This window comes from Acidobacteriota bacterium (assembly GCA_016184105.1).
GTDB lineage: Bacteria > Acidobacteriota > Vicinamibacteria > Vicinamibacterales > 2-12-FULL-66-21 > JACPDI01.
Genome location: JACPDI010000047.1, coordinates 38,913 through 58,148 on the forward strand (window position 1 = coordinate 38,913; position 19,236 = coordinate 58,148).

The 19,236-nt window shown below is 67.7% G+C and carries 20 protein-coding genes; 10 read left to right on the forward strand and 10 right to left on the reverse strand.

The window, feature by feature from the left end:
* The first annotated feature begins 27 nt into the window (after positions 1–27).
* The 7 genes from HYU53_16300 to HYU53_16330 all read left to right on the forward strand — a co-directional run bounded on the left by HYU53_16300 (position 28) and on the right by HYU53_16330 (position 6,244).
* Positions 28–495, forward strand: coding sequence for a hypothetical protein (locus HYU53_16300; GenBank protein ID MBI2222754.1), 468 nt, complete (start codon positions 28–30; stop codon positions 493–495).
* A gap of 263 nt (positions 496–758) precedes the next feature.
* Positions 759–1,349, forward strand: coding sequence for a hypothetical protein (locus HYU53_16305; GenBank protein ID MBI2222755.1), 591 nt, complete (start codon positions 759–761; stop codon positions 1,347–1,349).
* Positions 1,350–1,357: 8 nt separating this feature from the next.
* Complete coding sequence (locus HYU53_16310) at positions 1,358–1,654, forward strand: hypothetical protein (GenBank protein MBI2222756.1); 297 nt, start codon at positions 1,358–1,360, stop codon at positions 1,652–1,654.
* Positions 1,655–2,080: 426 nt separating this feature from the next.
* Positions 2,081–2,530 (forward strand): TraR/DksA family transcriptional regulator, encoded by a 450-nt coding sequence (locus tag HYU53_16315; GenBank protein ID MBI2222757.1) that lies wholly within the window; start codon positions 2,081–2,083, stop codon positions 2,528–2,530.
* Positions 2,531–2,620: 90 nt separating this feature from the next.
* Positions 2,621–5,062, forward strand: coding sequence for an endopeptidase La (gene lon, locus HYU53_16320; protein MBI2222758.1), 2,442 nt, complete (start codon positions 2,621–2,623; stop codon positions 5,060–5,062).
* A gap of 3 nt (positions 5,063–5,065) precedes the next feature.
* Complete coding sequence (locus HYU53_16325; protein MBI2222759.1) at positions 5,066–5,968, forward strand: histone deacetylase; 903 nt, start codon at positions 5,066–5,068, stop codon at positions 5,966–5,968.
* Between the two features lie 33 nt (positions 5,969–6,001).
* Positions 6,002–6,244 carry a four helix bundle protein gene (locus tag HYU53_16330; GenBank protein ID MBI2222760.1) on the forward strand — a complete coding sequence of 81 codons (243 nt, stop codon included), beginning with the start codon at positions 6,002–6,004 and terminating at the stop codon, positions 6,242–6,244.
* A 354-nt stretch (positions 6,245–6,598) separates the two neighbouring features.
* Here the strand turns inward: HYU53_16330 and HYU53_16335 are convergent, their stop codons facing one another.
* From HYU53_16335 to HYU53_16355, 5 genes are all read right to left on the reverse strand, one after another.
* Positions 6,599–7,531 carry an RluA family pseudouridine synthase gene (locus tag HYU53_16335; GenBank protein ID MBI2222761.1) on the reverse strand — a complete coding sequence of 311 codons (933 nt, stop codon included), beginning with the start codon at positions 7,529–7,531 and terminating at the stop codon, positions 6,599–6,601.
* Positions 7,532–7,554: 23 nt separating this feature from the next.
* Positions 7,555–8,364 carry a prolipoprotein diacylglyceryl transferase gene (lgt, locus tag HYU53_16340; protein MBI2222762.1) on the reverse strand — a complete coding sequence of 270 codons (810 nt, stop codon included), beginning with the start codon at positions 8,362–8,364 and terminating at the stop codon, positions 7,555–7,557.
* Complete coding sequence (lspA, locus tag HYU53_16345) at positions 8,345–8,875, reverse strand: signal peptidase II (protein MBI2222763.1); 531 nt, start codon at positions 8,873–8,875, stop codon at positions 8,345–8,347. Before lspA ends, lgt begins: the two co-directional genes overlap by 20 nt.
* A complete protein-coding gene (ileS, locus tag HYU53_16350) occupies positions 8,872–11,685 on the reverse strand; it encodes an isoleucine--tRNA ligase (GenBank protein ID MBI2222764.1) in 2,814 nt (937 codons plus the stop codon). The genes lspA and ileS overlap by 4 nt, the downstream gene beginning before the upstream one ends.
* 91 nt (positions 11,686–11,776) lie before the next feature.
* On the reverse strand, positions 11,777–12,616 hold the full coding sequence (locus HYU53_16355) for a hypothetical protein (GenBank protein MBI2222765.1): 840 nt from the start codon (positions 12,614–12,616) through the stop codon (positions 11,777–11,779).
* A 129-nt stretch (positions 12,617–12,745) separates the two neighbouring features.
* Here HYU53_16355 and HYU53_16360 point away from each other — a divergent pair, with 129 nt between their 5' ends.
* The 3 genes from HYU53_16360 to HYU53_16370 are packed head-to-tail and all read left to right on the forward strand — an operon-like array spanning position 12,746 to position 16,200.
* Positions 12,746–14,062 (forward strand): insulinase family protein, encoded by a 1,317-nt coding sequence (locus HYU53_16360; protein ID MBI2222766.1) that lies wholly within the window; start codon positions 12,746–12,748, stop codon positions 14,060–14,062.
* Positions 14,059–15,327, forward strand: a complete 1,269-nt coding sequence (locus HYU53_16365; protein ID MBI2222767.1) for an insulinase family protein — start codon at positions 14,059–14,061, stop codon at positions 15,325–15,327. The genes HYU53_16360 and HYU53_16365 overlap by 4 nt, the downstream gene beginning before the upstream one ends.
* Before the next feature lie 39 nt (positions 15,328–15,366).
* Positions 15,367–16,200 carry a hypothetical protein gene (locus HYU53_16370; GenBank protein MBI2222768.1) on the forward strand — a complete coding sequence of 278 codons (834 nt, stop codon included), beginning with the start codon at positions 15,367–15,369 and terminating at the stop codon, positions 16,198–16,200.
* Here HYU53_16370 and HYU53_16375 read toward each other — a convergent pair.
* Genes HYU53_16375 through HYU53_16395 form a run of 5 tightly spaced genes read right to left on the reverse strand, consistent with a single transcriptional unit; the run spans position 16,181 to position 19,234 of the window.
* Positions 16,181–16,525 carry a histidine triad nucleotide-binding protein gene (locus HYU53_16375; GenBank protein ID MBI2222769.1) on the reverse strand — a complete coding sequence of 115 codons (345 nt, stop codon included), beginning with the start codon at positions 16,523–16,525 and terminating at the stop codon, positions 16,181–16,183. The genes HYU53_16370 and HYU53_16375 overlap by 20 nt on opposite strands.
* 49 nt (positions 16,526–16,574) lie before the next feature.
* Entirely contained in the window at positions 16,575–17,423 is an 849-nt protein-coding gene (prmC, locus tag HYU53_16380; GenBank protein ID MBI2222770.1) for a peptide chain release factor N(5)-glutamine methyltransferase, read from the reverse strand.
* An 18-nt stretch (positions 17,424–17,441) separates the two neighbouring features.
* Positions 17,442–18,524 carry a peptide chain release factor 1 gene (prfA, locus tag HYU53_16385; protein MBI2222771.1) on the reverse strand — a complete coding sequence of 361 codons (1,083 nt, stop codon included), beginning with the start codon at positions 18,522–18,524 and terminating at the stop codon, positions 17,442–17,444.
* A 6-nt stretch (positions 18,525–18,530) separates the two neighbouring features.
* Positions 18,531–18,776 (reverse strand): MoaD/ThiS family protein, encoded by a 246-nt coding sequence (locus tag HYU53_16390; protein ID MBI2222772.1) that lies wholly within the window; start codon positions 18,774–18,776, stop codon positions 18,531–18,533.
* The gene (locus tag HYU53_16395; protein MBI2222773.1) at positions 18,767–19,234 is read right to left on the reverse strand and encodes a molybdenum cofactor biosynthesis protein MoaE; all 468 of its coding nucleotides are present in this window, start codon (positions 19,232–19,234) and stop codon (positions 18,767–18,769) included. Before HYU53_16395 ends, HYU53_16390 begins: the two co-directional genes overlap by 10 nt.
* Positions 19,235–19,236 lie beyond the last annotated feature (2 nt).

A 19,236-nucleotide genomic window follows, 5' to 3' on the forward strand; every position in this document is an offset into this window, starting at 1 on the left:
AATAGACCTTTAACGCAAATTACCCCAATGTCCGACCGCAAGTACCGACAGCGCGGCTACCAGGACGACGGCCGTCCCTCCAAGCCGGCCGGGCCGGCCGGCGGCCGGCAGGGGCCGGACGCGCCCAAACCGGCCCATTCCGGCGAGCCCCGCGGCCGCGTGCGCGAGCCGCGCGCGCCGAACATGCCGGGGTTCCGCGACGTGGTTCGCTGCGCGCGCTGCGGCAACGAGTTCACCGTGGCGCAGGCCTTCAGCCTGACAGGGCAGTGCGGGAAGTGCGGGTCGGATCTCCACGCGTGCGCGCAGTGCACGCACTTCGATCCGGGCAGCCGGTTCGAATGCGCGCAGCCGATCGCCGCGCGCGTCGCGCCGAAGGACGCGCGCAACACCTGTGAGCTCTTCGAGCCCCGTACCACGATGGAGCGCGAGACGCGCAGCGCATCGTCCGGGCCGACCAGCGCGAAGAAGGCGTTCGACGATCTGTTCAAGATCTAAGGGGACAGTCACACTTTCCGATTCGGTCTTGGGAAAGTGTGACTGTCCCCCTTCTGGTCCTCGTCGGGGCGGGCCATCATGCGTGTGCTTGGGAGCCGTTCAGGGTCGCACACGGCGTGCCCAGGGTCAATAAATGTCATCGGCCTGCGCCAACTCTTGCCTCTCCCGGGGACGGTTCCCTATAATTCAACCGAATTTCACGGCACAACTCGCGGAATACGACTTGCACTGCGCACCTGGCGGGAGAGGAGGAGCTCACGCAGATGAGCACGGCACTCTTTCATCGCGAGACGCCGGCCGAGTACTTCAGGACGCTCGTGGAATCGGCCTGTGAGCACCGGCGCCTGAAGGTCAGCGATCTCACGTCGTACTACCTCGTGAATCTGCTGTGCGGCTACGTACGTTTCGGCCCCGGCTCGCCCGCACCCCTGGACGACGAACCGCTGGCGCTGCGGCTGGCAAAGGCGCTCGAGAGCGGCGGCGAGGAGCAGCGCGCGCGGCTGCGCAGCCTCGGCGACGTCTCGCTCTTTGTTTCCGGGTTCTTCTCCGACAGCCTGCGCCGGAAGGTCGTGGACGTCGATTACTACGTCTCGATGGGTGAGTACGCCTACGGGTCGCTCAGCCGCTTGGATCGCGACACCTTCGCCGTGACGTTTGCCGAACTCGCGGAGCGGTTCGCGCATTTCGTGGACGTGCTCGGCGAGGTGAGCGAGCAGAGCGGCCTCACCTCGCAGCAGGACCTCCTCCGTCTCTACGAGCGCTGGCTGCGCGCCGGCAGCCGTCGCGCCGGTCAGAAGCTGGTGGAGCGCGGGATCGTTCCCAACGCGTCGATCGGCAAGCGGTTCCTCCAGTAGGGCACGCCGTGGGGACCCCCGATCACGTCTCGCCCGAGGCGTTGCGCGACGAACAGCGCCGCCTCCGCCGCGTCCGCTTCGTCGTCGACTTCACGGCGGGCGTGTTGATGCAGAGCGGGCTGACGCGCGCCGAGGGAGAAGCACTCGTCGCCGCGGCACGCGAGCGCATCCTGGAGCTGTTTCCCGGCCGTGAGGAGACGTACGAGATTCTTTACGCGAGGCGGTTCGCGCGGCTGCTCGATTCCTGCACGGTCGCCCGGCGCGGCGCCGCGATGGGGCGCGTTCTGCGTTTCGACAGGCCCTGAAGCCCAACCATACAGTCTCCGCCGACCCGCTGACTGTGGCTTTTGAGCCAAGCCGGACCTCCGGCAGTGCCGCGCTGTGTCCTTGCCAGGGGACATCAATTCTCGTAAGATTGCCCGAACCAGAAGTGGGCTGTCCGGCGTCTAATCCGGCAGCAGACGGGTTTCCGAGGAATGCGGGCCGCGGGTCCGATTCCTACAAGGCTATGCCGATGAGCCATTTAGCCGATGGGTCCCGTTGGGGAGCGGCTGGGTAGCGGATTAAGTCGTCCGCCCATACCTGCCACGGTTCTCCTTCGAAGGCCGACTCTTACTGAGCTGAAGCGAGCGAATGCGGCGCCGGACGTGTGCCCACACCCGGCAGAGTTTCGTGGCAGTGGCTTTGCATTGTAACGGTGTCCAAGAAAGGTGATAGGAGTCGCAATCATCATGAGCGTTCAGGATCGTAACCAGAACATGAATCCGGAGCGATACGCCGAGCTGCGGCGCATCCTCGAGGAACGGCGTCGCGAGATGGTCAGCGAGGTCAAGGATAAGATCCGCGACGTTCGTGCCGAGGGGGCGGGCACGCCCGTCAACGGTGTGCTCGACGCCGCGGAAAGTTCCGATGCGGATATCCAGGAAGACATCGAGCTGGCCCTCATCCAGATGAAGGCGGAGACGCTCAACAAGATCGGCGAAGCGCTCGCACGGCTCGAGTCCGGGACGTTTGGTTTCTGCACGGAGTGCGGCGCGGAGATCTCGGAGCGCCGGCTGCGCGCGCTGCCGTTCGCGCTGCGCTGCAAGGACTGCGAGGAAGCGCGGGAGATTGCCGAGCAGCGCGAGCGCCAGGCCGCGTCGCGCCGCCCCTCGTCGCTCTTCTTCGACATGTCGAGCTGAGGCTCGACCGGCCCCTGTCGACCGGGCTGCGGCGCGATCGCCCGATCGCGCGACGGCCCGGTCGCCCGAACGACGCCATTTTCAGTACCTATGGCTGACGCAGACGAGCCCCTTGGCATCGAGGAACGCTCGGTCGGGGAAGTCCCGGTCGTCGTGCCAGACGAGCTCCCGGTGCTGCCCCTGCGCGACACGGTGCTCTTCCCGCAGTCGTTCATGCCGCTGGCCGTGGCGCGGGAAAGCTCGGTGCGTCTCATCGAGGAGGCGACCGGCACCGGGAAACTCATCGCCGTCTTCACGCAGCGCGAAGCCGCCGTCGAAGAGCCGGACCAGGACGATCTGTACCTGGTCGGCACCCTGACCCACATTCACAAGATGTTCAAACTGCCCGACGGCAGCCTGCGGCTGATCGTCCAGGGGCTGGCGCGCATCCGCATGAAGCGGCTCGTCGCGCTGAAGCCCTACCTGCGGGCGGAGGTGGTCGAAGCGCACGAGCGGCTCGAGGAGGAAGACCGCCTCGAGGTGGATGCGTTGCAGCGGAACATCAAGACCAACTTCCAGCAGGTGGTATCGCTGTCCTCGCTGCTGTCGGACGACCTGCAGACGCTCGCGGCGAACATCACGGACCCGGCACGCCTCGCCGACTTCATCGCGTCGAGCCTGCCCACGCTGTCCACGCAGGCCAAGCAGGAGGTGCTCGAGACCGTCGACGTGCGCGCGCGGATGGACCTGCTCAATCGCGTGCTCATCAAGGAGCTGGAGGTCCTCGAGCTCGGATCGAAGATCCAGTCGCAGGTCCAGTCCGAGGTCGGCAAGAACCAGCGCGAGTATTTCCTCCGCGAGCAGTTGAAGGCGATTCAGCGGGAGCTGGGCGAGGGTGACGACCAGGCGAAGGAGATCGAGGAGCTGCGACAGAAGATCGAGGCGGTCGGCCTGCCGGAGCTGGTGAAGAAGGAGGCGCTGCGCGAGCTGGATCGGCTGTCGAAGATGCCGGTGGCGGCCGCGGAGTACACGGTCTCGCGCACGTATCTTGACTGGATCGTCGCGCTCCCGTGGAACAGGCGCACCGAGGAGCACATCGATCTCAAGCGGACGAAGCAGATTCTCGACGCGGACCACTCCGACCTGGAGAAGGCCAAGGACCGGATCCTCGAGTTCCTCGCCGTGCGCAAGCTGAACCCCGAGCTGAAGGGGCCGATTCTCTGCTTCGTCGGGCCGCCCGGCGTCGGAAAGACGTCGCTCGCGCGGTCGATCGCGTCGGCCATCGATCGCAAGTTCGTGCGCGTGTCGCTCGGCGGCATGCGGGACGAGGCGGAGATCCGCGGGCACCGCCGGACCTATATCGGGGCGCTGCCCGGGCAGGTCATCCAGGGGCTGCGGCGCGCCGAGTCGAAGAACCCGGTGTTCATCCTGGACGAAATCGACAAGCTCGGGAGCGACTTCCGGGGCGATCCCGCGTCGGCGTTGCTCGAAGTGCTCGACCCGGAGCAGAACAATACGTTCCGCGATCATTATCTGGACGTGACATTCGATCTGTCCGAGGTGATGTTCATCACGACGGCGAACGTGCTCGACACGATCCCGGCGGCGCTGCGCGACCGCATGGAGGTGCTGGAGCTGCCGGGCTACACCGAGGACGAGAAGCTGAATATCGCGCGCGAGCACCTCGTCGGCAAGCAGGTGAAGAACCACGGGCTGACGCCGGAGCAGATCGCGTTGACCGACGCCGGGCTGAGCGCCGTGATTCGGGGCTATACGCGCGAGGCGGGCGTCAGGAATCTCGAGCGCGAGATCGGCGCGCTCTGCCGCAAGGTGGCGCGCCGCCGCGCCGAAGGGGACGAGCAGACGGTGACCATCACGCCGGAAGTCGTGATGGAGATGCTCGGCGCGCCGCGCTTCCTCGACGAAGAGCTCGAGGAGCGCACGAAGGATCCCGGCGTGGCCATTGGCCTTGCGTGGACGCCGGCCGGGGGCGAGGTGCTCTTCATCGAGGCGTCGCGGATGCCCGGCCAGAGCGCGCTCACCCTGACCGGCCAGCTTGGCGACGTCATGAAGGAATCGGCGCGCACGGCGCTGTCCTGGTTCCGTGCGCACGCGAAGGAATTCGGCGCCGACCCGGCGTTCTTCAAAGACGCCGAGGTCCACCTGCACGTGCCGTCGGGCGCCATCCCGAAGGACGGCCCGTCGGCCGGCGTCACCATGGTGACCGCGCTCGCCTCGGAGCTCACCGGCCGTCCGGTCCGCGGCGACATCGCGATGACGGGCGAGATCACGCTTTCGGGGCGCGTGCTGCCGATCGGCGGCGTGAAGGAGAAGGTGCTGGCCGCGCGCCGCCACGGCATCCGCGAGATCATCCTGCCGCGGCAGAACGAGAAGAACGTCAAGGAAGACCTCAGCGAGGAACTGCGCGGCGAGCTGACGATCCATCTCGTGTCGCACATCGAGGAAGTGTTGAAGCTGGCGCTGACCCCCGGCGCCGTCGGGCGTCCGTCCGCGGCCGCCGCTTCCGGCGGGGCCCGCCCGACAGTAAACTGAGGCGTGCGCCTCGTTCATTCCGCTGCGTACGAGATCAACATCGGCCCGCATGTCTGGCCGACCGCGAAGTACCGGCTGGTCAAAGAACGCCTCGCCCCCAGGGACGGGGCGTTCGTGTTTTCAGAGCCTGTTCCGGCCACCTGGGAGGACCTGTCGCTCGTCCACTTTCCGTCATATCTCGACAAGCTGCGAGACTGCTCGCTCACGCCCGACGAAATCGCGAAGCTCGAAATTCCGTGGACCGCCCGGATCGCGGCCGGTTTCCTCACGATGGCCGGCGGCACCATCGACGCCGCGCGGCTGGCGCTTCAGGACGGCGTCGCGATGCACCTGGGAGGAGGGCTGCACCACGCCTTTCCCGGCCACGGCGAAGGGTTCTGCCCGGTGAACGACATCGCGGTCGCCATTCGCGTGATGCAGCGGGAAGGGCACATCACGCGCGCCGCGGTGATCGACTGCGACGTGCACCAGGGCAACGGCACCGCGGTCTGTTTCGCCAGCGACGCGGACGTCTTCACGTTCTCGATCCACCAGGAGCACAACTACCCGTCGTGGAAGCCGCCGAGCGACCTGGACATCGGCGTCCGCGACCGCACCACCGACGGCGAGTACCTCGAGCAGCTCCAGGAAGGGATAGAGGCGGTGGAGGCGCATCGCCCGCAGCTCGTCGTCTATGTCGCCGGCGCCGATCCGTTCCAGGAAGATCAGCTGGGCGGCCTGTCACTGACCAAGGACGGCCTGCGCCGCCGCGACCGCGCCGTGCTGTCGGCCATCCGCGGCGCGGGGGTGCCCGTCGCCATCGTGCTCGCCGGAGGCTACGCGCGAAAGGTCGAGGACACCATCGACATCCATGTTGCGACGGCGGAGGAGGCGAGGGCATGCGGATTTGCGGATTTGCGGATTTGAGGCGGCGCCTTTCCGCGAACGACGGATGGCTACGTGGTTGCGCGACAGCTCCTCAAGGCCGCGACTTCCGTGGGCGCGAACTACAGGGCCGGCCGTCGAGGCCGTTCTCGTGACGAATTCATCAGAGTGATCCCGACGACGGTCTTCATATCGGAAATCTCGCCGCGCTGCGCCATCGCGCGCGCATCCGCCAGCGCGAAGATCTTCGGCTCGATGATCTCGTCCTCGTCCATCTCCGCGTCCGACGTCGGGGCATCGAGGCCGTCGAGGCGATAGAAGTACATTTCTTCGTCGCAGAAGCCGGGCGTCGGGAAGAAGCGCCCCACGAGCGTCGTCTGGCGCGGCACCAGGCCGATTTCCTCGTGGCACTCGCGCCGCGCGGCGGCTTCGACCTCCTCGCCGGGATCGAGGCTGCCGGCCGGCAGCTCCCACAACCACTGCGCGACCGGATAGCGATACTGCCGCACGAGCACGACGTGATCGGGATCCGGCATCGGGATGAGGACCACAGACCGCGGGTGGCGGACGACCTCGACGTTCACCTCGTTGCCGTTGGGGAAGCGCACGCGATCGACGTGCACGTCGAAGATGCGCCCGTGGAACGCCACGCGTGAATCGAGCTTCTGGAAATCAGTCATCGGATTGAAGCCCTCGAATGTCGTCGAGCACCTGCTGGAGGTCCGGCGCGAGCGGGGCAGTGAAGGTCATCGCGCGCCCGTCCGCCGGGTGCTTGAAGGCCAGCCGGGACGCGTGAAGAAACGGCCGCTGGAGGCGCCTGATCGGCAGCAGGTCCCCCGCGACATGCCGCCGCAGCCCGCCGTAGGCCGGGTCGCCCACGATCGGGTGGCCGATCTCGCTGAGGTGCACGCGGATCTGATGCGTGCGCCCCGTGTAAATCGCCACTCTCAGCAGGGAGACTCCCCGCAGGTGTTCGGCCCCCGTGACGCGCGTGACGGCGTGGCGCGCGTGCCGCGCCCGGCTCGACATCTTCTGGCGGTCGTTCGGATCGCGGCCGATGGGCGATTCGATTCGCCGTCCTGCCTGGACCACGCCCCAGACGAGCGCGACGTACTCCTTTTCGACCTCGCGAAGCTTGAACTGACGCGACAATTCCTGATGCGCCGCGTCGTGCTTGGCGACCACCATCAGCCCTGATGTTCCCCGATCCAGCCGATGGACGATCCCGGGGCGACGCTCACCGCCGATGCCGCTCAGATCCTTCACGTGATGCAGCAGCGCGTTGACCAGCGTCCCCTGCGAATGCCCGGCGCCCGGGTGCACCACCATGCCGGCGGGCTTGTCGATCACGACAATGTCCGGGTCGTCGTAGATGATGGGCAGCGGCAGGTTCTCCGCTTCAGGCGCCGCGGGCCCGGGCGGCGGGATGTCGATCGCGATCCGCATGCCGGCCCGCACGGGCGTGCTCGGGCGGACGTGGGTCATCGGTGCGTGTACCTGCTCGCCCTTGATCAATCGCTGGATTTGCGATCGCGAGTGCGATGGGAGCAGGGCGGCGAGGAACTGGTCGAGTCGAACCCCGTCGTGCGCCTGCTCGACGATCAGCTCGTAGCGTGTCCGGTCGGCGCTCACGCGACCCGCTTGCGCGCGGCGGCGGCCGGCGGGGGCGCCGGGGCGCGCCGCACCAGCCGGATCAGCATCGCCACGCTGATGGGAACGAGGATCACCGAGATGAGCTGGGACGTGGACAGCACGCCGACAGCCCCGCGAGGGTCCCCGCGGTAGAACTCGATGACGAAGCGCGTGACCGCGTAGAGCAGCATGTACAGCCAGAACGTGCGGCCGGGGAACTGGCGCCCCCGCCGCTCGGTCGCAAGCAGCAGCACCAGGATCACGAGTTCCGCCCCGGCTTCGTACAGCTGCGTGGGGTGCAGCGGGACGCCGAGCGGCGTGCCGACGTTCTCGGCGGCGAGGGGGTTCGTGAAGGTGATCGCCCACCTGACCGACGCGGGCCGCCCGTAGCAGCACCCCGCCATCAGGCAGCCGAGCCGGCCGACGACGTGACCGAGCGCGATCCCGGGCGCGAAGGCGTCGGTCGTCGGCCACAAGGGCAGTCTCGTCCGGCGCATGTACCACATCGCCGCCACCACCGCGACGATGAGCCCGCCGTAAAACACGCCACCGGAACGGAACAGGGAGAACAGCTCTGCCGGGTTGCGCGAGTACTGCCCGAAGTCCACGACCAGCAGCAGCAGCTTGGCACCGACGAGGGCGCTCGCGATGATCAGGATGCCGAGGTCCATCACACGATCGCCGTTGAGCCCGCCGGCGCGCGCGCGGCGCACGGCGAGCCAGAGGCCGGTCAGGTACGCGGCCGCGAGCAGGAGGCCGTACGTGTAGACGGGAAACCGGCCGACCTCAAACAGCAGCGGATGCATGCCGATCTCCAGGGAACAGCACTTCGAACAGGACGAGGATCGCGCCCACCGTGATGGCCGCGTCGGCGACGTTGAAGGCCCAGAAGTGAATGTCGCCGTAGTACACGTCGACGAAGTCGAGCACGTAGCCGTGCTGGATGCGGTCCAGCAGGTTGCCGACGGCGCCGCCGAGGATGAGCGCCAGCCCCGTCCGGGCGACGCGCTCGTGCGCACCGAGCTTCACGGCATAGGCGCCGAGCGCGATGAGCGCGCTGAACGCAATCAGCATCATCAGGGTCGGCTTGAACGCGAAATCCACGGCGTTGAGCAATCCGAACGCCGCGCCGGTGTTCCGCACGTGCGTGAGGTCGAGGAAGCCGGGGATGACCGCGATGCTGTCATGCAACTCCAGCGCGCGCCGGATCATGACCTTGGTGGCCTGGTCGGCGATCACGATGGGCACGGCAATCAGCAGCAGTGTGCGCCAGGAGCCATGGCGGCGCCCGAGGCCGGCCTGGGCCGCGTCACTCATGCGACGATCTGCGCCACCGCGTCAGCGCAGCGTCCGCAGACCTCGCCTTCCAGGGCCTGTACGAGCTCCGGGACCGTGCGCCAGCAGCGCGGACACTTCGTGCCGTCCGCCTTCACCACGTCCACCGACAGGGTGTCGTCCGGCACCCGCTCGAGCTGGACGTCGGACACGATGAACAGCATCGGCAGGTCCGGGCGGTGCCGCTCCAGCAACTCCCCGATGGCGCCGCCCGCGCGGATCCGGACGCTCGCGCCAAGCGAGTTGCCGATCACTTTCTGCCGCCGCGCGGTTTCGAGCGCGACGTTCACGCGATCCCGCACCTCGATCAGCCGTGTCCACTTCTCCGCCAGCCCGGCATCCAGAAGCTGCCCGACGTCCGCCGGAAAGAGCGCGAGGTGGACCGAGTCCTCGCGGCGGCCGGGCAGATGTCGCCACAGCTCCTCGCAGGTGATCGGCAGCACGGGCGCGATGAGCCTCGTCAGGCCATCCGCAATCCGATACACGGCCGTCTGCGCCGACCGCCGTTCGTCGGAGCGCGCGGCGAACGTATAGAGCCGATCCTTTGACACGTCCAGGTAGAACGCGCTCAGGTCCACCGTCACCAGCCCGTTCAGCGTGTGGAAGATCGTCGGGTAGTCGTAGCCCTCGTACGACTTCAGCATCCGCGACGCGCCTTCCGCGTAGCGCGCCAGGGCGTAGCGGTCGACCTCCTGCATGCGCTCGAGCCGCACGGCATCGGTCGCGGGATCGAAGTCGTAGAGGTTCGAGACGAGATACCGCAGCGTGTTCCGGATCTTGCGATACGCTTCCACGGCACGCGCGAGCACCTCGTTGCCCAGGCGGATGTCGTCGCGGTAGTCGACCATCGAGACCCACAGCCGCAGCACGTCGGCGCCCGATTTCTTGATCAGGTCCTCGGGATCGATCGAGTTCCCGAGCGACTTCGACATCTTGCGCCCCTGTTCGTCCAGCACGAACCCGTGCGTCAGCACGCCCCGGAACGGCGCGCGATCGCGCGCGCCGAGCCCGACGAGCAGCGAGCTCTGGAACCAGCCGCGATGCTGGTCGCTCCCCTCGAGGTACAGATCGGCCGGTGAGCCCAGGGCCTCACGCTGTTCGAGCACCGCGACGTGGCTCGACCCCGAATCGAACCAGACGTCGAGGATGTCGCGCTCGCGTTCGAACGTGGACGCGCCGCAGCGGCACGCCAGCCCCTCGGGGATGAATTCCTCGACCGGGCGCTCGTACCAGGCATCGGCGCCGTGCTGCTCGAACACGCCGGCCGTTTTTTCCGTCAGCTCCGGCGTGATCAGCGCCTCGCCGCACGCGGTGCAGCTCACCGCCGGGATCGGGACGCCCCAGGACCGCTGGCGCGAGATGCACCAGTCAGGCCGCCCGCTGACCGTCGCGCGCATGCGGTCGCCGCCCCACTCGGGCACCCATCGCACGCGTTCGGTCTCGGCCAGCGCCTGGTCGCGCAGCCCGCGGTCGGTACGCCCGTCCGCATCGGCGTCGAGCCTGATGAACCACTGCCACGTCGCCAGGAAGATCACCGGGTGGTGGCAACGCCAGCAGTGCGGGTACGAATGCTCGAACGCCTCGCGGTGCCACAACCGGCCGCGCTCCCTGAGCGCCTCCTCGACGCGCGGGTTCGCATCGAACACCCGGAGGCCGCCGAACAGCGGCAGTTCCGCCGCGAAATGGCCGCTGCCCGTGACCGGCGCGTCCACCTCGAGCCCGTACCGCACTCCCGTGTAGAAGTCATCGGCGCCGTGGCCCGGCGCCGTGTGCACAGCCCCGGTTCCCTGGTCGAGCGTCACGTAGTCGGCGAGCACCACGACCGATTCCCGCGGGAACAGCGGGTGCAAAAAGGCGATGCGCTCGTCGCCGCCCTTCTCGAGGTCCGACCCTTTGAAGGTGGCCACCGGCGAGGAGAGCGCCTTTCCGACCTTCGCCGCCACCGCGTGTGCGAGTTCCTCCGCGACGATGACGACACGGCCGCCGTCCACCGGGTAGGCGGAGTACTTGAACTCCGGGTGAAACGCGATCGCGCGGTTCGCCGGGATCGTCCAGGGCGTGGTCGTCCAGATCAGGACCGACACGTCGCGGCCGGCGAGCGCCGGGATTCGGCGGCCCAGCAGGCCGGCGCTGTTCGGATCCAGCTGGAACTCCACATAGATCGATGGCGAAGAGTGCGGCCCGTATTCGACTTCCGCCTCCGCGAGCGCCGTGCGGCAGTGGATACACCAGTGGACCGGCTTCTTGCCCTTGTAGACGAGCCCCCTGGCCACGAACCGGCCGAGCGCCCGGACGATCGACGCCTGGTAGCCGTACGTCATCGTCATGTACGGATCGTCCCAGTCGCCGAACACGGCGAGGCGCTTGAATCCCTTGCGCTGGATGTCCACGAACCGCTCGGCGTACTTGCGGCACGTCCGCCGGAAGTCGGCGATGCTCATCTCGCGCTTCTTCGGGCCGAGCTCGCGATCGACGTTCAGCTCGATGGGCAGGCCGTGGCAGTCCCATCCCGGCACGTACGGGGCGTGATATCCCGCCATCGCCCGTGACTTGACCACGAAGTCCTTCAGGACTTTGTTGAGCAGATGGCCGGTGTGGATCTTCCCGTTGGCGTAGGGCGGGCCGTCGTGCAGGACGAAGCGCTTCGCCGCCGTTCGGCCGCGCTCCTGCAGGCGATCCCAGACGCGCAGCTCCTCCCAGCGGGCGAGCATCTGCGGCTCGGTCGCCGCGAGGTTGGCCTTCATCGGGAACTCGGTGCGGGGCAGGTTGAGCGTCTCTTTCCAGTCGCGCATAGGAAGGTGAAACTTCTATTGTACAAAAAAAGGCCGGGGACCTCCGGGATCCCCGGCCTCCCGGGACCGGTTTGGCTGGCAGCGCGGGTGATTAGCGGCGGCGCCCGCCAGCCCGCCGCACGATCGTGACGTTGAACTGGCCCTGGTTGTCGCCGAGCGAATCATCGTTCACTCCCAGATACAACGGGCCGCTTTCCGGCATCTGCACCTGCGCCAGGTTGCCGATGGCAAACGGATTACCGTTGCCGATGCGCGCGATCAACGCGCCCGCCAGTTCGTTCGAGAGCGGTGACCCGGGGGCGCGACGGCCGTTCAGCGAGCCGGCCGGGGCGGCCTTGTCGTTCATATCCCCGCTCAACTGCACCTCACCCTGCGCGTGGACCCCGAGCGTCTCTCCCTTGCGGACGGTGATGCCGCTGGCGACCCACTGCTGGTTCGCGGGCACCGCAATCGCGCCCGGCACCGACGCCGTCGTCGCCGTGGTGCCGCTCGTCGCCGTCGCCGACGCGCCCTGCGGCGCGAGGTAGATGCGGCTGATATCCGAGGAGTTGATGTCGCGGCGGCCGCCGGCGACGTCCACCGTGATCTTCAGCGGTGATGTGCCGCCGATATCGAAAAGGTTGCCCGCGATCTGCTCGCCGCTCCGGAGCACGACAACGTGCTTGCCGCTGTTCAACTGTGTCATCGTCTCGTTCGAGACGTTCGGGTTGCCGGCGTTGGCAAACTCGATCAGCGCCACGTCGGCGCGCGGCACCCGCCGCATGTTGCCGTTGACGTCGATCGTGAACCCGACGCCGCCCAGATCGACCAGGGCGCCGCTGATGCGCTCGCCCGAGCGAAGCACAATCGTTGCGGATTCCTGCGCCTGAGCCACGCTTCCTGACGCCAGCACAGCCGCACAGCCGATCACGAGAATGTTACGTTTCAGCATCTGCCCTCCTGCAGTCCTCACAAAGCGCATCCGTCTGATTGCTTCTGGCGAGTGTGCAAAGCGAGGGCCAGCGAACTAGGCCTGTTTCCCGCGATTTCTGCCGCAAAACCGGCCGCTATAATGGACGCTATGCCGCCGGTTCCGCTCGCCGCCCCACCTCCTACTATCGTGCATCAGCGCGTCCTGGACAATGGATTGCGGGTCCTGGTGCAGCCGGTGCACACCGCGCCTCTCGTTTCGGGGTGGGCGTGGTACCACGTCGGGTCGAAGGACGAAGGGCCGGGCAGGACCGGAGTCTCGCACTGGGTGGAGCACATGAATTTCAAGGGCTCGGCCCGGATTCCCCGCGACGAGATGAAGACGTTGGTGGAGAAGTTCGGCGGCACGTGGAACGGCTACACCTGGATCGATCAAACGGCGTACTTTGAAACCGCCAGCCGCGATGCGCTCGATCGCCTGTTGTTCCTCGAAGCGGAGCGGATGGGCGGCTGCACGTACGATCCGCTGGACTGCGCGTCGGAGCGCACCGTCATCATCTCCGAGCTGCAGGGGAGCGAGAACGATCCCGAGCAGCTCCTGGACGTGGAGCTGACGGCAACGGCCTTTCGCGCGCATCCCTATCGCCATCCCACGATCGGCTGGCTCACCGACCTCCAGACGCTGACGCGCGACGATCTGTACGGGCACTACCGCGCGCACTACACGCCCGGGAACGCTCATCTGGTGATCGTCGGCGACGTGGACCTCGACGTGGCGTTCCGCGCCGCCGACCGCCACTTCGGTGGGCTCGCTGGCGCCGCGCCGGGCCGGCGCGTGACGACGGTCGAGCCCCCTCAGCACGGTGAGCGCCGCGTGCGCATCGAGAAGCCGGGGACGGCCTCGTATCTGAAGGTCGCGTGGCCATGCCCCGCGATCGGCGATCCCGCGTTCTTCGCCCTGGTCGTCGCCGATGCGGTGCTGACCGGGGCGAAAGGCCTGAACCTGTGGGCCAGCTTCCGGCTGCCGCCGCCGCAGCGAAAGGCGCGGCTGTATCGGGCGCTGGTCGATGGAGGGCTCGCGTCGGCCGTATCGGGCGCGATCCTGCCGACCGAGCACCCGTTTCTGTACAGCGTGTCCGCGACGGTGTCGGAAGGGGTTGCCCCGGAGCGCGTCGAGGAGACGTTGCTCGCCGAAGTGGAGCGGCTGCGGCGCGACGGCGTCGAGCCCGGCGAGCTCGAGCGCGCGAAGCGGCAGCTTCGGGCGAGGCTGGTGTTCGAGACCGATAGCCTCACGAACGTCGCGCACCAGCTTGGCTACTACTCGACGATTGCGTCGCTCGACACGTACTTCTCGCTCGAATCCCGGATTGCCGCAGTGACCGAGGCGGACGTGGCGGCGGCGATCGAGCACCGCTTCAAGTCCTCGCAGCGGACGGTCGGCTGGTTCCGGCCGGTGGAGGGCGCATGAGCACCCTGGCGAGCGCCGGCCTCGCGCCGACGCGCGCGCGGCTCGACAACGGCCTGGTCGTCCTCGCGAAACAGGCGACCGCCACGCCGGCCGTGACGCTCCACGTGATGTGCCGCGCGGGCGCCGCGCACGACCCCATCGGCCTGCCCGGCGCGTCTCACCTCGTGGCACGCCTGCTCGACCGCGGCACCGAAACCCGAAGCGCTGAAGATATTGCCGACGCGCTCGAGGAGCGAGGCGTGTCGCTCGCCATCAAGACGAGCCGCCACACCATGTCGATCGCGGTGGACTGTCTGCGCGACGATTTCGACGCCGTGCTCGCCATCGTGGCGGACGTGATGCGCCGGCCCGCATGCCCAGACGATCAGCTCGCGCTGCGCCGCCGCGAGACGCTGACCCGACTGAAGCAGGACGAGGACAACCCCGCGGTTCGGGCCGGCGAAGAGCTTTTCTCGATCATGTACGGATCGTCGCATCCGTACGGGTGGCGATCGAAGGGCACGCCGGACTCGGTGGCGCGCATGACGCGCGAGGACCTGCTGGCCTTCCACCGCGCATGGCTTGCGCCTGGACGCGTGTCGATGGCGATCGTTGGGGATATCGAGCCGGCCCGCGCCGTCGACCGGGTGCTCGGCGCCCTTGGCGACTGGAACGCGGCCGGCAAAGAGGATGCCCCGATTCCGGCGCCGCCTGTTCGCACCGCGCGCGAGATGCAGGTGATCGCTATGCCGTCGAAGGCGCAGGCGGATATCGCGTACGGCTTCGTGACCATTACGCGCCTGGACCCGGCGTACTACGCGTACTGGGTCATGAATACCATTCTCGGCCAATACGGCATCGGCGGCCGCATTGGCGACCATGTGCGCGAAAAACAGGGGCTTGCGTACTACGCCTACAGCACATTCGACCCGCACGTGGTACCCGGCCCCCTGGTGGTTCGAGCCGGCGTTGACGGGGCGAACGTGGATCGCGCGCTGGCGACGATCGACGCGGAGATCGCGGCGATCGCCGCAGAGGGGCCGACCGAGGCCGAGATCGCCGACACGAAGCGGTTCCTCATCGGATCGCTCCCGCGCACCCTGGAGACCAACGCCGGCATCGCCTTCTTTCTTCAGACGGCGGAGCACTTCGGGCTGGGTCTTGACTACGACCTGCGCCTGCCCGCACTCGTGGACGGTGTCACGCGCGACGAGGCGCACGCGGCCGCGAGAACGCTCGCGCCGGAGCGGGCGTCGGTGGTGGTCGCCGGGCCGTACGCGGGGTGATTCGCGCGTTCCGGCAGCTTCCGGGTATCCTCACCCTGCATGGCGCACACGATTCGGCCACTGAAGACGCTCGAGGACTGCCAGCAGGTCGTCCAGCTCGAGAAGCAGATCTGGAGGTACACCGACAGCGAGGACGTCGTTCCAGCGGCCATCCTTCTCGTCTCGGCCAAACGAGGAGGCATCCTGCTCGGTGCCTTCGACCCGGTGGCGCCGGGGCGGATGGTGGGGTTCGTCTACTCTCTGGCGGCGTTCAGGGACGGCCGGCCGGCGCAGTGGTCGCACATGCTCGGGGTGGTCCCGGAGGCACGCGACAGCGGCCTGGGGGCGGAGCTGAAGTTCCACCAGCGGCGCGCGGCGCTCGATGCCGGGATCGCGCTCATCGAATGGACGTTCGATCCGATGCAGGCGCTCAACGCCCACTTCAATTTCTCGAAACTCGGCGTCGTCGCCGAGGAATACGTCGAGAACTTGTATGGAGATTCGAGCAGCGTGCTGCACCGCGGCACGCCGACCGATCGACTCATTGTCCAGTGGGACCTCGACGCGGCGCACGTCGTCAGGCGCCTTGAAGGCGGCGCATTGGTGATGCGAGACGCAGGCGCCTTGGAGGCGCCGGCGGTCCTGAGGGTGGGCGAAGCGCTCAAACCATCGTCCGTGGACACGTCGTGCTCAGAACGGCGCATCGCGTTGGAGATTCCCGTCCGTTTTTCGGAGATCCAGGCGGGCGATCCGGGCCTCGCGCTGGCCTGGCGGCTGGCCAGCCGCTGCGCCTTCACGACGTATTTCGCGCGGGGTTACCGCGCGGTGGAGTTCTTTCTGGAGCGGGAGAAGGGCAGAGGGAAGTACCTCCTTGCTATCCCGGCGGCCACCTGAACGTCCGGCCGCCAAGCACGTGCAGGTGGATGTGGAACACGGTCTGTCCCGCATCCGCGTTGCAGTTGAACACCGTGCGGTAGCCGCGGTCCGAGTGGCCCTGCTCCTTCGCGATCGCCGCGGCGCGGCGGATCATCTCGCCCACCAGCCCATCGTCTGCCGGCGTCAGCTCGTTGAGCGAGCCGATGTGCCGCCGCGGCACGAGCAGGACGTGCATCGGCGCCTGGGGGTTGATGTCGCGAAAGGCCACGACGCGCTCGTCCTGGTACACGATGCTCCCCTTGATGTCGCCCGCAATGATCTTGCAGAAGAGACAGTCGCTCATCGCTCAACGAACCTCGCGCGGGGGTCAGCCCTAGAAAAAAGTGAGGATTCTAGATCTGACCCCTCAGAACCACGATGCGCGGGATACCCGCGAGATCGGGGCGGATTTCCACCAGATGCAGCCCGGGGGCCGCGGCAATGATGCCACGGATCGCGCGCTCCTGCCCGGCGCCGCATTCGAAGATGAGACACACGCCGGGCTTCACGCGCGCGACGAGCTGCCGGATCGCGTCCAGGCCGTCAGGCCCCGCGAACAGCGCTTCGGGCGGCTCGTAATCGCGAACTTCCGGCGGCAGCGACTTGCGATCGCCGTCCGGAATGTATGGAGGATTGGACACGATCAGGTCCACGTCGTGCATCGCGGCAGACGAGTCCGCGTGCACGAACGCGATTCGGTTGGCCACCCCGTGCCGCGCGGCGTTTCTTCGCGCGACGCGCAGCGCCCTTTCGGAGATGTCGCTCGCAATGAACCGGGCGGATGGAAGCTCTTTCGCGATCGCGATGGCGATGCAGCCGCTGCCGGTTCCGACGTCTTCGACCACCGCGGCATCCCGTGCGTGCGTGAGGACCGCCTCGATGATCCCTTCGGTCTCGGGCCTGGGCGTCAGCACGTGCCGCGTCACCTCGAATTCCAGGCCCCAGAACTCGCGCCGGCCGAGCAGTAGCGAGATCGGCTCGCGCCGCTCGCGGCGACCGACCAGCCGTGCAAAGGGGCCCGGGAAGCCAGCCGGCGCCGCGTCACGCCATGACGCGATCAACCGCGTGCGGTCCCAGCCGAGAACGTGCGCGGCGAGCAGCTGCGCGTCGAGCTCGGCCTCCTCAGGCGGGATTCCAGCGTCGCGGAGCCGAGCCGCCGCCGCGGTGGTCAATGAATGCAGGGAGATGACGGAGGACACCATCCCGCCGCCTGACGCCGCCTACGCGGGCGAGGTCGTTGCCGTGGCCTCTTTGAGCTTCTCGGACTGGAAGTGCGTCACCACGGTGTCGATCAGCTCGCTGAGGTCCCCGTCGAGCGCGTTGCTGAGCTGATACATCGTGTAGTTGATGCGGTGATCGGTGATCCGGTTTTCGCGGAAGTTGTAGGTGCGGATCTTCTCCGAGCGGTCGCCCGACCCGACCTGGCTGCGGCGGTCCTTGGCAATCGCCTCCTGCTGCTTGCGCATTTCGATCTCGTAGAGGCGCGCCCGCAGCACTTTCATCGCTTTCGCGCGGTTCTTGATCTGCGACTTTTCGTCCTGCTGCGAGACGACGAGCCCGGTCGGGATGTGCGTGATGCGCACGGCCGAGTACGTCGTGTTCACGCTCTGCCCGCCGGGACCGCTCGAGCAGAACGTGTCCACCCGCAGGTCCTTCGCATCGATCTGGATGTCGACTTCCTCGGCCTCGGGCAGCACGGCCACGGTGGCGGTGGACGTATGAATCCGCCCGCTCGCCTCGGTCGCCGGGACGCGCTGAACGCGATGCACGCCGCTCTCGTACTTCATGCGGCTGTACACGTTCCGCCCTTCGATCACGAAGATGGCTTCTTTGATTCCGCCGACGCCCGTCTCGCTGATCGACATCGTCTCGATTCGCCAGCCCTGGCGCTCGGCGAAGCGCGTGTACATGCGGACGAGATCCGCCGCGAAGAGCGCCGCCTCGTCGCCGCCCGTGCCCGCGCGGATTTCGACGACGACGTTCTTCGCGTCGTTGGGGTCCTTCGGGATCAGGAGAACCTTGATGTCCGCAAGCAGCACGTCGCGCCGCGCCTCGAGCGCGCGGAGCTCCTCGGTGGCGAGCTCGCGCATCTCCGCGTCGGCGGAGTTGACCAGCTCCCCGGCCTGTTCAATCTCCTGGGCGACGGTTTTGTACTCGCGGTACTTTTCAACGAGAGGTGCAATCTCGCTGAGCGACTTCGCGACGGTCCGGTACTCGGACGGGTCCGACTGCACGGCGGGATCGGCCATACGCCCCATCAGGTCTTCGTACCGCGACTCAACCGCCTGCAGTTTGTCGAACACAGGTCCTCATCCACCCGATACCGGTGGCAGGAATGCCACCTCGTCGCCGTCCTGCACGCGCGCGTCGAGGCGCGCGTACTCTCCGTTCACCGCGCCGGAAATCGTCGGCGTGTAGCGCTCCAGCGCGGGGAACTCCGCGATGAGCGCCTGCCACACGGCGCGGAGCGGCATTCCCTCCGGGATGTCGCGCTCCAGCTCCGCGGCGCCAACGATGTCCCTCAACCGCGCGAACAGCCTGACCCTTACCCGCATGCGAGCTTCAGCGCGCGCTCGCGCGCCACCTCGTCGTCGGGCCGCGCGACGGCCCCTTCGATCCATTCCTCGCCCCCCTCGAAGCGCTCGCGCTTCCAGATGGGCGCGATCTGCTTCAGGCGCTCGATCGCGTAACGCGCGACGGCAAACGCCTCGGAGCGGTGTGGCGAGGCGGCGGCAATCACGACGCTCGGCTCGCCGATCTCGACACGCCCCACGCGATGGTGAATCGCGAGGCTCGCCTCGGGCCACCGCGTGCCGGCCTCCGCCGCGATGCGCTCGAACGCGCGAAGGGCGAGCGGCGCGTACGCCTCGTACTCCAGGAACAAGACGCGCCTGCCGGCGTTGTGATCCCGCGTCGTGCCGACAAACGTCGCGATTCCGCCGCAGTCGGGGCGGCCGGCCTCCCCGAGAACGGCCGCGATGTCGAGCGGGGCGGCAGAGATGGCGAAGCGCATCA

What these genes read in the sequence shown, in the direction of transcription:
- HYU53_16300 (MBI2222754.1), top strand. Translation starts at nt 28, where the DNA reads ATGTCCGACCGCAAGTACCGACAGCGCGGCTACCAGGACGACGGCCGT.
- HYU53_16305 (MBI2222755.1), top strand. Translation starts at nt 759, where the DNA reads ATGAGCACGGCACTCTTTCATCGCGAGACGCCGGCCGAGTACTTCAGG.
- HYU53_16315 (MBI2222757.1), top strand. Translation starts at nt 2,081, where the DNA reads ATGAGCGTTCAGGATCGTAACCAGAACATGAATCCGGAGCGATACGCC.
- lon (MBI2222758.1), top strand. Translation starts at nt 2,621, where the DNA reads ATGGCTGACGCAGACGAGCCCCTTGGCATCGAGGAACGCTCGGTCGGG.
- lgt (MBI2222762.1), bottom strand. Translation starts at nt 8,364, where the DNA reads ATGCATCCGCTGCTGTTTGAGGTCGGCCGGTTTCCCGTCTACACGTAC.
- lspA (MBI2222763.1), bottom strand. Translation starts at nt 8,875, where the DNA reads ATGAGTGACGCGGCCCAGGCCGGCCTCGGGCGCCGCCATGGCTCCTGG.
- ileS (MBI2222764.1), bottom strand. Translation starts at nt 11,685, where the DNA reads ATGCGCGACTGGAAAGAGACGCTCAACCTGCCCCGCACCGAGTTCCCG.
- HYU53_16355 (MBI2222765.1), bottom strand. Translation starts at nt 12,616, where the DNA reads ATGCTGAAACGTAACATTCTCGTGATCGGCTGTGCGGCTGTGCTGGCG.
- HYU53_16360 (MBI2222766.1), top strand. Translation starts at nt 12,746, where the DNA reads ATGCCGCCGGTTCCGCTCGCCGCCCCACCTCCTACTATCGTGCATCAG.
- HYU53_16365 (MBI2222767.1), top strand. Translation starts at nt 14,059, where the DNA reads ATGAGCACCCTGGCGAGCGCCGGCCTCGCGCCGACGCGCGCGCGGCTC.
- HYU53_16370 (MBI2222768.1), top strand. Translation starts at nt 15,367, where the DNA reads ATGGCGCACACGATTCGGCCACTGAAGACGCTCGAGGACTGCCAGCAG.
- HYU53_16375 (MBI2222769.1), bottom strand. Translation starts at nt 16,525, where the DNA reads ATGAGCGACTGTCTCTTCTGCAAGATCATTGCGGGCGACATCAAGGGG.
- prmC (MBI2222770.1), bottom strand. Translation starts at nt 17,423, where the DNA reads ATGGTGTCCTCCGTCATCTCCCTGCATTCATTGACCACCGCGGCGGCG.
- HYU53_16390 (MBI2222772.1), bottom strand. Translation starts at nt 18,776, where the DNA reads ATGCGGGTAAGGGTCAGGCTGTTCGCGCGGTTGAGGGACATCGTTGGC.
- HYU53_16395 (MBI2222773.1), bottom strand. Translation starts at nt 19,234, where the DNA reads ATGCGCTTCGCCATCTCTGCCGCCCCGCTCGACATCGCGGCCGTTCTC.